The organism is Clostridiales bacterium (genome assembly GCA_014799665.1).
Lineage (GTDB): Bacteria > Bacillota > Clostridia > Christensenellales > Pumilibacteraceae > Anaerocaecibacter.
Window position 1 is genome coordinate 15,510 of record JAAVHP010000009.1, and the last position, 13,568, is coordinate 29,077.

At 47.3% G+C, this 13,568-nt stretch carries 3 protein-coding genes; all 3 read right to left on the reverse strand.

The window, feature by feature from the left end; genetic code table 11:
- Nucleotides 1-29: 29 nt before the first annotated feature.
- From HDT28_04135 to HDT28_04145, 3 genes are read right to left on the reverse strand one after another with little or no spacing between them, the layout of a single operon-like run.
- Complete coding sequence (locus HDT28_04135) at nucleotides 30-12,851, reverse strand: DUF3849 domain-containing protein (GenBank protein ID MBD5131766.1); 12,822 nt, start codon at nucleotides 12,849-12,851, stop codon at nucleotides 30-32.
- Nucleotides 12,820-13,146: a hypothetical protein gene (locus tag HDT28_04140; GenBank protein MBD5131767.1), complete on the reverse strand. Its 327-nt coding sequence runs from the start codon at nucleotides 13,144-13,146 to the stop codon at nucleotides 12,820-12,822. The genes HDT28_04135 and HDT28_04140 overlap by 32 nt, the downstream gene beginning before the upstream one ends.
- Nucleotides 13,146-13,487 (reverse strand): hypothetical protein, encoded by a 342-nt coding sequence (locus tag HDT28_04145; GenBank protein ID MBD5131768.1) that lies wholly within the window; start codon nucleotides 13,485-13,487, stop codon nucleotides 13,146-13,148. The genes HDT28_04140 and HDT28_04145 overlap by 1 nt, the downstream gene beginning before the upstream one ends.
- Between the last annotated feature and the right edge of the window lie 81 nt (nucleotides 13,488-13,568).

Consider the following 13,568-nt stretch of genomic DNA (forward strand, 5'->3'; position numbering starts at 1 on the left):
TAATAACCGATAGCCGCTTTTATCTCTGACTATTTACCGCCTTTTCCGCTACCATTACCACTTCCGTTGCCGCTCGGTTTGTTGTTACCGTTACTTGCCTTGGGCGGCGTGTAACACGGCGTACCCTTAACAGCTTTAATCGCCGTATGCTCGTAGTAGCTCTGCGCTTTGTCAGCGCGGTATAATCCACTCGTAGAAAAAACGCGGAGCATTTGATCGATGTCGTGATTGGACCAAAACGCAAGGTAGTTCATAAGCGACATATCCGAATTGCTGTGATTGCCGCGCAGGTCCTCGCCGTTATACAGTCTACGAACGGTATCGCCGTTCTTTGCCGCAAATGCCTTATCGAGCATTTCTCTGTCGTCCATAGACGATAAACCCTCGACGCCCATTCCGGTATTTTTCCACTCAGTACGCTTTTCGAGCTTACTCTCAAGAACTCTTTGCATTTCGGGCGTATCGAAGCTCTCTAAGCGGCTATATCCCGCGCCGTCGCCTGTCATAGCGATAAAATGACCGCCCTGATAATACTCCATCGTCTTGTCTTTGCTGAACGAGCGCAAGTCCGCACCTTTCGTCTTTCCGAATACGTGTAAACCTTTGCCGCTTACCGAACGCTCAATATACGTCTTACCACAGAAATCAAGCACTCTGTTTGCTATATCCGTGTATCCGCTTTCGGTAACACACCCGTCAAGATCGATACACGCTATGCCGTCCTTTCCGTCGAGCGCATAAGCAAGCGCGACGCCGCCGTTTTCTTTCGCATACTTACATGCCGTATCAAAGTCCGCCCACGTTTTGGGGTTGTCGCTTTCCGCGAACTTGCCCGTATGCGGACTTATAAGGAACTTATCGAGTCTGCCAGTTTCTTCGTTGGCTCGTGTGCGCACGATTACCCAATTCGGCTTGTTGCGCATTTCTTCGGGTACGTTTTTACGCAGTTGCTCCTCTACTTTCTCGAACTGCTTTTGCGCTTCCTTGCTCGGCTTGCGGAATACGCTCTCGTAGTCCTCATCCGTCTTGTCCGATATTGCCGCTATAAACTGTTCCGCGGTAAGGTCGATATTCTCGTCGCCGTCCTTGAGATGAACTTCAAAGTCTTCGGGGACACGCAAGCTAAGACCGTTCTCGTCCTTGCGCACCATGCCGCTCGGTATGTAGTAAACAAAGCCGGCATAATCGCCTTTCGGCATTTTGAACAGCGTACTATTTTGGTAGTTGGCAATTATGGCATTCTCGCTGAGCGATACCGTATTCCATTTCTTGCCGTCTTCGCCTTGCTGTTCGCGGTACTCGTCCATAGCGGTAGGCTCGCGCTTGTAGTCCGTTTTTCCTGCGGTGTTGTACGCAAACTCTTTTGCGGTAAGCTCGATTTGTTCCTCGCCTTTGCGAAGCGTAATTTTGAAGCCCTCGCCTACATTTGCGACCAAGCTGCCGTTATCGCTCTCGCCGTCCTCTTTTACTACCGAGTTCGGCAGATAGAAAACATAGCCTTTATACTCGGAATCGTTAGGCGCGGCGACAAGCACCGAGTTGTCGTATTCTTTGATGACCGCTTCACGCGGAATGCGGATATTCAGTCGAAGCTCGCGCTCGTACTTATCCGCAGTCGTTCCGTCAACCATTTGGACGAACTCGCGCGCCGGAATACTGATTATCTTTTCGCCACCCTCGTAAAGCTCCACTTGGGAATCTTCGGGGATGCGGATAGAAAGCGCACGTTCTTTCGTATCGCTCTTTATGTCGGTCGTTATTGTGCTTTCTTTTATACGGTCGTTGAATATAGAGTACGCACAGCCCTCGTATGTACTGCCTTTCGGCATTCTGAACCGCGAGTTGATCTGATACTTCTTTATAAGCGCTTCGGGGCTTATCTTAAAAGCAAGCCACTTCCGCTTTTCCGTGTCCTTTGTATCCTCGAAGCCATACTTCTCCTGTCTGAACTTCTCTGCCGCTTCGAGCGTAGGAAAGTCATAGAATCCCTGCGCCCACGTTCCGTCCGTAGTGTCGTAGCCCGGCGCAACAACGAAATCGTCTTTGCGCTGAACGATAGCGACGTTTCTATCGTCACGGTCTTTCGTCATACTTAAAACCTTATATCCCTGCGGGGTAAAGTTCTTAAATTTGTCTTGTGCCATATCATTCTCCTTGTCTATATTTTTGTTCTTGATTTTTTCACTTAAAGCGTAAAGCTCTTGCGGCTCTATACGCTTATAAGTGTAGCCGGTGTGTCCTACGTCGGCGTTCTGATCGATTGTCGCTTGCAACGCTATATCCGAACTGAAATCGCCGTCCAAATACTTGACTTCGCTGCTTTCACGGTCTAACGAATATGCGTTATAGCACGGCTTCCCGTCTGCATTCTGCTCTGCTACCGTTGTGTACAGAATTACTTGCTTATCCCTGATTCTGCTTGCAAGTCCGTCCAATACCGCAGGATGTCCACTCAAGCAACAACCACGACGCTCGAACTCGACTTCAAGCATAGGAATAGTTTTCGCCCATTCTTTGTTTGCTTGACTAAACCTTCCGTCGTAATCGTGTTCGTTTATAGTGGTTGCAACTATGAACGCTATGCGCTCCATTCCGTACTTTTGGATAAGCTCGTTTTCAAAGCCGGCCGCAAGGTGCATACCGTCGAAATTTTTGCTAACCGCTTGATCGATTGCGCGTTTACAATCGATATTTGCTTGCTGAGATTTGCGATAATTGAAGATCTCGCTATTATCTCTTGCATAAGTTTGAGACCGCAGATAAAGCGGCTTAATGCTGTAATACGAGTCCATCGCGTTCATCATGTTCTTCATAGCATCGTCGCCTTCGAGCTGTTCCGGAAAGATGTCCTTACCTATATCCAGAAAGAAAATGCTATTCTTCTCCAGCTGTTCCTTATCCAAATAACAGTAAGGCGCGGCTATGGTGTACATATCTGCCGACTTATCCAACTGCACTATGTTGTCTAATGAGATTCCTGTTGTAAAACGGTAGTACGCTCTATTGTCCGTATCTTTTCCGAAATAAGTTACAGGGTAATAAATCTCGTTGTGCTTATATTCGCAGTAGTCTTTGATATACCGTGCTGTTTCGCCGTATTCTTCGACGTTATAACTCTCGTTTCCAAGATAGTCGTCGTAAAGGTTGTCGAGAATGTGTCCTCGTTCTTCATACAAGGCTTTGAAGTCGTTGTCAGACAGATAATCGTTACCAAGCTGAATGACTTCATAAAACTCGTTTAGTACGTGGATTTTGTAACTGTTCTCGTATATCTGTTCGGGCGAACCTTTGAGCATTTCGTCTTTGAACGCGGCGTATTCTTTTTTAACGCTGTCTATAACTGCTTCTTCGTAGATTGCGCTATTGTTAGGTTCGCTCTTTGCGCGGTCATAGTACGCCTGTCGAATATCCGAAGCAAACGCAAAATAATTCGGTCTTGCTTGCAAAATCCGTCTTTCAAACTGTAAAGCGTTATTGAGCCATACATTGTCCCCGTCGATTCTCGCGCCATATTTTTCCATAAGCGCAATAACGTTTTCTACGGGACAATTCACCGTATCGGCAATAGATTTTGCGCCGACCAATTCGGTTGTTCCACCGTATATCCGCTCCAACGTTTCGCAGTAGTCGTCCATAACCGCAAAGATTTTTTCTTGCTCTGTTCCACCGCCTACTACGAGCGGATCGTTTTTCGCCGAACTTAACCGCATATTTCGTATGACTTTGACTTTGTCGTCGAAATACGACTGCGCTTCCTCTTTCTTATAGAACTCACGCAAGGGATTTCCGTCGTACAGTCCGTTATAGGCAAGAATCGTTCCGACGTCGGTTTTGTCACCGACCTCCAATTCCTTGCCGATCTCGTTCTTAGCCGAAGTGTCGTTAATGACGTACCACTCGCCGGTTATGTTGTTTTCCAAGAGCAGCACGCCGGGCGCAAATGTAGTCCCTGCGCTGTTCGCCGTAAGCAAGTGTGTAGGCTCTTTTGCGGCAACGGTAATCTCGTCATCGAACGCCGGCAAATTCATTTCGTCAACTTCTTGTTCGGTGTATTTGTTCAATGCAATCATCAGCTCTTTATCTACGTTAAACCGATAACTTGCGATTTGCTTAGCGTACTCTTTAAGTTCGGTGTTCTCTACATTGTCCGCAATAGAGCTTTTTACCGAATGTTTGTCCCAACCATAGTGTTCGAGCGCTGAAGACCAAATTCGGTCGGTGTATTCGTCCATAAGCTGCGGCACGAATGACATTATAGCTTTGGTATCGGGCTTCGGCTTGTCCGCGAGATATTTCTTGAGCGCGGCCTTTTCCGAGAAGTTCGTTTCGATAAAGTCTATAGTGAACCGCTCGTCCACATAACTCAAATCTTTCGATGCACACTCGCCCGCCGCTTGCGCAATATCCAAACGTGCAAACAAATACGCTAAACCGTTTTCCGATTCCACATACTTCTTCCATGTGGGCTTTTCTACACCGTACATCTTTTTGTCCGCGAACTCGTCACCGTATTCCATTTCTGTTTCGGTATCGTCCTTACCAAGCTCATAAACTTGAACTCCTCTGTTAAAGGCTCGCATTGCCGCGGTCTTGCGCATAGGAAGCATACCGTCCCACTTATAACCGTATTCGTGCATATCTTCTGTGCTTACGGAATAGTCGGGCAAGATGTCCACTCGCATTGACGCGACCTTGTCTTCTTTATCTATGATTTCGTCCTCCTTAATCTTTGTATTTGTAGGCAACATTCGGTAGTTACCGTCGTCGCTCTCGCCGTCTTCAGCTATAATGACCTCTTCTCGTTTATCTAAGTCAAGCTCGGCGTTCAGAGCTGTTTGTTCTTTTAATAACTCAAGCATATGTTCCCTATGCTCAAACGGTTTTTGTACTTGCTCTTTCGCTATCTCGAAGTCGTCCTTGAGCTGTTGCAAACGCTTTTCGAGCCGTTCTTTACGCTTCGGAAAGTCCTCGATAAAGTTGTCCAATCGGGTAAGATTACCGCTTGAACTTTCGCCTATGTCGATTGTGTACTGTCCGTTAGCCGAGAGTGTAATGTCGCGCTGTCCGTTAAGCGAAGTGATGTTGTTCATACTTATCCTGAATCCGCAATACACCGCCACGACCTTTTCGGGCTTGCTTGAATACAGCGCGTCGGTTAGCGCCTTGCCGCCCTCTTTTTTGTCCGTATAGACTTTACCGTTCACGCTTATCTCGAACGCTTCGGGATCGGCGGGCTTATTCTGTTCCAAACTCGCTATATCCGCAGTTACACGTTCCAATAGTAATTCCTGCTTGCGGATGTCTTCGGGATAGTCCTTGCGGATTTTGTCTTGAAGCGCGTACAAGTTCTTTTTGTGCTGACCTTCCAAAATTCGCAGCCTTGCTATTTCGGTGTCAACTTCCATCTTGCGCTTTATTTTCGGGTTCGCCGCGGTGATTGCTTTTATCTCGGCGTATGACAAAGTTGTTTCGTCGATATCCTCGGCTTCACGCACGGTCAAGTCGCCGCGGTTTATTTGAGATATGAACTTTTGCTTGTTCTCGAGTATCTGGTAGCTGTAGCTGTCGAACGTTCGCTCGGTAACGTAGGTGTAAATATCTACCTTGTCGTTCTCGTTGCCTTGACGGATTATTCGCCCCTCGCGCTGTTCCATATCCGACGGACGGTACGGTGTATCCAAGTGATGTAATGCGACAAGCCGCTTTTGTACGTTTGTTCCCGCGCCGCATTTTTCCGTGCTGCCGATAAGTATTCTTATAGAGCCGCTGTTGACTTTATCGAACAATGCTCGTTTCTGCTCGTCGGTGTTCGCGTCGTGAATGAACGCAATCTCTTCCGCGGGTATGCCGCTTTTCACGAGCTTATATTTTAAGTCGTTGTAAGCGTCAAAGTCAGTACCGTACTCGTAGCTCTCGGATTTCATCTTCGGCGTGGATAAATCACAGAACACTATCTGCGTTCCTTTGATGTCGGCCGTCCGCTCCCATATCTCGAATATTCGCTGTGTTGCTTCGTTGAGCTTGCTACCGCCCTCATCTTCCGAGTCGGGTACAAAGCACCGCGGATCGAGCGCGAGCTTCTTGCCGTCCGAAGTGATTTTCAGCATATTATCTTCTTCGGGGCTTACAAGTCCTTCGTGTATCCTGTCCGCGCGTTCGGCGATTTGTTCTGCAAGCTCTATAACGGTATCCGACGGTTTAAGGCTTATAACATGCCGCTCCGCTTCGGGTACGTCGAGCTTTACAGTGTCTGCCGTTTGCACGTCCGCAAAACTACGGTACATTGTCAGCAGTTCGGGTAAGTTGGTAAACTTTGCAAATCTCGTTCTCGCCCTATAACCTTGACCGCTCGGACTAAGCTCCATACTCGTTACCGTTTCGCCGAAGTCAGCCGCCCATCCGTCGAAGAACGTTATGCCGCTTGCCGCTAATGCTCTCGGCTGCAAGTAGCTTTGCATAGTGTACATTTCCGACATTGAATTGCTTATGGGCGTACCCGTGGCGAATATTACGCCGCGGTCGGACTTGTGCATTTCTTGTAGGTATTCGCATTTCAGCTTGACGTCGCTCGCCCTTTGACTTGCGGCATTAGATACGCCGGCTACGTTATTCATCTTGGTGAACAGGAACAAGTTTTTGTAATTATGCGCTTCGTCCACATAGAGATAGTCCACACCTAAGCTCTCAAAAGTAAGAACGTCATCTTTCTTGTCGCCGTCCATAAGTTTCTTGAGCATAGCTTCGCGGCTCTTTTTAATGCGCTCCAAGTTCTTGACCGCACCGCGCGGCATACCGTTTTCATCCCATTGTTTCTTTACCGTCTGCTCTATGAGCTTAATTTCCTGTCGCAATTTTGCAATCTGTCGCTCTTGCGAAATGGGTATCTTGGCAAAGCTCGATTGCGCTATGATTATGCCATCCCAATCACCCATAGCAACCTTGCTGACAAACCGTTTACGATTGTCTTTCTCCAAGTCTTCTTTTGTTGCGACAAGGATTTTCGCGTTCGGGTACAGCTTGCGCCACTCGCTTGCCCACTGCTGCGTGAGATGGTTCGGTACCGTGACCATAGCCTTTTTGCATATTCCGAGCTGTCGCATTTTCATAATAGAAGCTATCATGGTGTACGTCTTGCCGCTACCTACAACGTGGTGCAACAGCGTGCTGTTAGGGCTTGTTATTATTCGGTGTACCGCGTTCTTTTGGTGTGGTTTAAGTTCAATAGCGGGGTTCATTTCGGGGAATTTCAGATAACTCCCGTCATAGCTCGGCAACCGTATTTGGTTGAACAGCCTGTTATACGTTTGCTCCAAATGCTCTCTACGTTCGGGGTTGTCGAATATCCACTCGGCGAACCGCTCTTTGATTTGGTTTTGCTTTTCTCGCGCGGCTATAGTTTCGGCTTGATTGAGTACCCGGCGTTCTTTTCCATCCGGATCTACTACCGTATCGTAAATGGTCGTAGCTCTCAAATTCATGCTGTCTATAAGCAGCCGATACGCCGGCGCGCGCTGTGTACCGTAAACCTCCTTTTGCTTCATTTGAGTGTCGTAGCGAATACTGTCTTTTTGATCTAACCGCCAACTGCTGTCGAACGGATTGTAGAACATTTCGATGTTGCTTCTTTGCCACCAACTGACGCCTACAAGGTCGCAGTAGAATTGCTTGTACAGCTCTTTGGCTACCCACGTAGCACCAAGCCTTACCGAAATCTCGCTTGCCGTCAACGGCGTGGGCTGTACTTGCTTTAACGCTTCCACGTTGCGCTTGTACTCGCTCGAATGCTCGGCATACGTTTCCGCTGTGTGTAGCTTGTCTACTACTCGCCCCGATAAATACTCCTCGGCAGTTTCAAAGCCCGAATACTTATCTGCTTCATCCACCGTTTCGGGGTTGCGGAAAACGGAGTCGCCAAGCTCGAAAAGTACGGTATCGTAATCCTTGCCCGTAAGCTCCTCGATATACCCAATGTCAACTTTTCCGCGCTCGTTACGGCTTATTTGTAATGCTTCAAAGCAATCGTCCGTATTCGTGGGTACGGTATATGGGCGTATTGTGCGCTTATTGAAAACTTCCGCTTTGCTTATCTTTTTGGTTTCTTCGTCGATGTTTTCGCAAGCGAAAAGGAGCGCACTATCCCCGTCTTCTTTGAACAACCTTGTGTTCGTTTGACTGTTCAGTTCGCCGTATTTACCGACAAACTTGTCGTACATTGCATTGAGCTTTTTTTGCTCTTCCTGCAACACCTCGTCCGAACATCCTTTGATTTGGATGTCCAAAATTCGGTGTAATTCCTCGCGTAAAGCGATCATTCCTTGTAGCCGCTGATAAGCGTCTTTCGGATAGCTCGGTATGCGCTGCTCGACCATTTCATCGCCCATACGCATGTATAAACGGCCGCTGTCGGCTTTGTAGCACATGGGCTTGATATTATAGTCAACTTCTACATCGTCCTGAATAGGCGCAACGTCAGAGCTTGTAAAGAAACCTTGCGGCAACTTATTCACAGCTTCCGCTATTGCTTCGGACAACACTCTACCGTCGGGGTTGACTGTAACATCTTTACCGCCGTACAGTCCTATATCTTCTGTGAGCGTGCCGAGTACCATTTCGGGATGAGCCACAAAGTAATTGTTTATCTCGTACCCTTCCGCGGTCTTGCTCGTGCCGAGCCACTCTATGTTCTCGGTATCCGTGCTTATGCGTTCGGCGCGTTTACGAAAGAACAAAATATCCGCAACCGCTTCCGTGCCGGCAGTTTGCTTGAACGCCGTATTCGGAAGTCGTATCGCTCCAATCAGCTCGGCGCGTTCAGCAACGTATTTCCTTGCGCTCGGATTGAGCTTGTCCATTGTGCCTTTGCTCGTCACGATAGCAACAATGCCGTTCGGCTTTACCTTGTCAATAGACTTTGCAAGAAAGTAGTCGTGGACCTTGAAATTGTAGGAGTTATAGTCGCTGTCCGCAACACCGTAACCGCCGAACGGTACGTTACCCACAACAATGTCGAACTTGTCGTTTGGGAAGCTCGTATCCTCGAAACCCTTTATCTGCACACTCGCTTGCGGATAGAGCTTTGCGGCAATTCTGCCCGTAAGATTATCCAATTCCACGCCGTACAGTCTGCTGCCGTCGGCAATATCTTTCGGCATAAATCCGAAAAAGTTACCCGTACCCATTGCCGGTTCAAGGATTCGATTGTTACCCTTTACACCAAACCTACCAAGCGCAGCATATACTCCGCTTATGACGTCGCTGGGCGTATAATATGCGTTAAGCGTGCTGCTCCGCGCCTGTTCGTAATCTTCTTGCGAAAGCAAGGCTTTCAGCTCGGCGTACTCTTTTTTCCATTGTTGGTTGTTCTCATCGAACGCCTGCGACAAGCCGCCCCAACCCACGAACTGTGCAAGGACTTTTTTCTCTGCTTCCGTGGGGTTGCGATTTTCGGCGTACAGCTTGTTGACGAGCTTTATCGCCGCCACATTGTTTTGGAATCTTGTCTTAGCTCCACCAAGCTCGGTTTGATCTAACACGCCGTTTAAGTCGGTGTTCTGGGTATCTTTTGCTTCTTCAAGCTCGTTCCAAGTATCTTCGTAGTTCGGGCAGAAATCGAGATAGTATGTAGTGTCGAAAGCATCATCAACGATATCGATCTCCGCTACTTCTTCACGAGAAGCAAGCATATCTGCGATCTCGTCTTGATGGTCTCTGACGAACCGCTCGTCCTCACCGAACTCGTCGAAATAAACTACCCAATTACCCTCGCTTGTGTTTTCCGTGCCTTCTTTTACAATGCGTTCAACAATGTCTTTAATTTTTTGCTGTGTGGGCGACAGGTCGGCTTGCTCGTGTGCCTTCCAATATTTTTCGCTCCAAAGCTCTAACGATTCGTCAACGGCATTGTTCCACCATTTGAAATACTCTACCTTTTCCTGTTCGGTAGCGTCGTTAAATGGTACGCAGCCGTTCTTTGCTTCCGGTCTGCTTGAATTGACATAAAGATGAGTAAAATACTCGCTTGCTTCGGTCAAGATGCCCTTATCCCACAGCTCACGGAGCGGAATACAAGCGTCGCAATCTTCCTCATAGCAATAGTACCCACCATCAAGCACCCCGCTCTTCAATGCTTCCGACGAGAGAATATACGGCGCAAGCTCGGCGGCTATCATGATGCCGCCGTGTCCCGCCGTAGACACCTCATATATGCCGTTAGCGATAGGATTACATGACTGCACCTCGTCCCACATAGAATTGGTCGGCTCACGCATATATCCATTCTGATAAGCGTCAAATATCTTCTTGCCCTTTGCCGTTAATTCTTTGAAACGGTTGAACTCAGGTGCTGCTTGTAATTCCGATGTGATGTATTTGTTGTTCTCTATGAGCGTACAGACTTTGTCCGAAAACTCATTCCAATTAAGGTACATTCTGTTTTGGAAGTCATCTCGGTTGCCGCCCTTGTACATCCAAATGCCTTGCTGATTGTATATGGCAAGGAATCCGTCGCCATTTTCTTCGCTTACGCCGTATTCGTTTTTAAGAAATTCGGAAAAAGTAACGAGCTTTGTCGTATTGGCATACTCGTCCAAAATGCGTTGCTTGCGCTCCTCACTCGCCGAAACGATTACTTGGTTTATAAACTCGTTCTTTTGCCGCTCTTCTTCGGCACGTTGTTCACGCAAACGATTTTGCTCGGCCTTATATTCGACGTAGTTTTTCTTTTCCTGTTCGGTCAGATAGTTATCGTCGTCTATTAGGTCAGCTATGCGTACAGCGACGTCGGGCCATTTGAGCGAAACCTGAACGAGATACTCGCCCTTTTCGCCACGCAAAGCCATTTTAATGCCTTTGCCGTCGTGTTCTTGGTTATCTCCGTTCCAACCGCCAAAACCGCCTATACCGTACTCTTTCTTCAAAAAATCTGCAAAAGTCTTTACGGTGGGGTTCTCTTGGTATTTATCAAAGATGCGGAATTTGCCGTGCTGTATGCTGCTACCGTATTTCAACTGCCGCTCTATAAGCGCTTCCTCTGCCGACTGCTCTTTCGGCTCGGCTAAATCCAACAACGTAGGTTGCGGTTTTTTACGCTTGCGGTCTTTTATGCCTTTCTCGTCTTTTTTTGTGGGCTTGTCTTTTGCTTTCGGCTGTGATTTTAATCGTTCTGTCCGAACAGTATCTTCATCTTCGGTAAGCTCGTCGATGTCCTCGTCAAGTTCTTCGTCAATGTCGTTCAGCTCGTCTGCAAGCTCGTTGCGCCAATCGTCCTCGTCTGACTGTTCGTCTACGGACGTTATTTGTTCGGCGCTTTCTTTCTGTGTGGGCTTATCTTCTTGCGTTTTCTCGGCGGGCGCGTTTTGTTCAAGCGCTTCCGCATGTGACAGAATATACTTCGGCTCTTCGTCGGTTTCTATAAGCACCACGCCACGCGAATCAAGCATTTTGTCCAAATACTTATCCATAGCGTGATAAGGTACACCACACATAGCCACTCTCTCAGGCAAACCTACGTCGCGCCCGGTTAGCGTTAAACCTAACGTTTTCGACGCTATAACGGCACTGTCGCCGTACATTTCGTAGAAATCGCCCAAACGCATAAACACGATAGCTTGCGGCTTTTCGTTCTGTATTTCCATATACCGCTTATATCGCGGGTACATAGGATGCTTCGGCTCTTCCGCTCCCGATTGGTCTATATCCGTGTTTTCCGTCTGTCCGACAGAATGCTCGTCTTGCCAATTCGGGTATCTAAACGGAATACCGCTTTCAGGATCGTCATCGTCTACGGCAAATAAAACTTCGCCGTGTTCGTCTACGCCGGCTAATATACCATTCTTCAGCTCGTCGTATTTCTTATAGTCTTCTGCCGTGAATGTGCCGTTGTCGATCAGCTCCTGTTGAGTGCGGTAAAAAGCGTCTTCCCAAAACAGCCATTCAAATTTCGGATTATTCGATACGAACAACAACGAATTGTCTGTGTTGTCGTAAAGCATATTCACATCGTCGAAGTTTTCCGTCTGTCCGAGAAAAACATCGACTCCGATGAAATTATCGTTTTCGAAATGGTCTTTGGTAAAAATCGAATAGCCCGCAAAGAACGTTCGATTTCCGCTATCTACTTCAACAAGATTTCTTTCATCGTTATGAGCAGGAACAACAGGTTCGTCGGATACCGATTCTATATCCGTATCGTCTATGACCGTTACTTCTTCTTTATTTTCCGAAAATGCTTCCTCGATGTCCTGAACAAGCATATCTGTGCGAATGTAAATGTCCTTTACAAACGCCGCATTCTCGGTATAAGAAAACGGAAGTCCGCTTAAAGCTATACCTGTGCTTTTCGGAAAACCTGTCTTTGCATAGAGCGAGTACGTAATACCTTCTATGAGCAACTTATCTCGCTCGGTGTCGCCCGAAAGCGCGTCGCGCTCTTGCAAGTACGCTTGCACTCCTTTATGTATTTTGCGGTAATCGCTACGCTCGTCTGCCGATAAATCCGTACCGTTCAGTTCGTCCAAACCATCAAGCAGTCGCTTCATCGGAAGTATGGGACGCGAATAGCGATTATCTCCGTGCGTATCGTTTGCATCGAAAACAAACTGCTTATAGCCGTCGTTATCGTAATAAGGTATGCCTTTTCTACCCCTTGTAACGCGCCGCCCCATAGCTGCCCATTCGTTAAATGAAAAGCATATCGTGGCGTTCGGGCGGTCAACGATAATCTGACACGCGTCGTGCAAATTGATATGCGGATTTTGCGCTATGAACCGATAAAAGTTTTTAAGCTGTTCGCCGTCCGCAAGCATCGCCGCTATTTGTTCGTTACGATTGCTCAACCTTTTGACTTCGCTCATTCGATTGTTCGTCCTCCTCTATTCGTTTCTTGCCGAAAGTCTTTCGCCACACTCTGCGCTTCTCCTTGAGCGTGGGAAAATATATTATTTCTATTGCCGCTTCCGCTCCAACAAGGCGCACAAGTCGTCTTATCTGTTGTTCGCTGAACGGCTTATGTTCGTTGAGCTTTCTTTGCAGCTCTTCTTTCGTTATGTCGAGCCGCTTTGCTACATAGGGTTGGGTTTTACCGTTATCGTAAATCCAATCCTTGAGCTGGCGCTTTTTAAGCGGATAACCATTATTTGTTTCTTGCATTATAACTTGCCCTCCGTTATAAGCTTTTGTTGTTCATCCTTAGACAAATTATTTTTTAGCCATCTCTTAACAAGGTTGATTTCTCTTCTTTCGCTTGCGTTTCTGACAAATCCATATTCGGAACAGTCATCATCATAGCAAAGGCTGTCTATAACCGAATCCTTATACCCCATATGGTCGATGACTTTAACAAACACACCTTTTTGCGGCAAAGCACCTACAATTCGTATTTGCTTGTCACAGTGGTATTCGTGGTGAGCTATTATAATAGAGATTTCATCCACTGTCAGCTCCGGCGCTCCAAGACTTTGGATATATTGTTTTAATTTACTGTTGGCCATATTGTTCCGTCCTGTATTTATTGGGGATTTCAATAAACCCCTTCACAGTAAAGCCGTAGAAAACGGTAAAAGTCCGTGGTC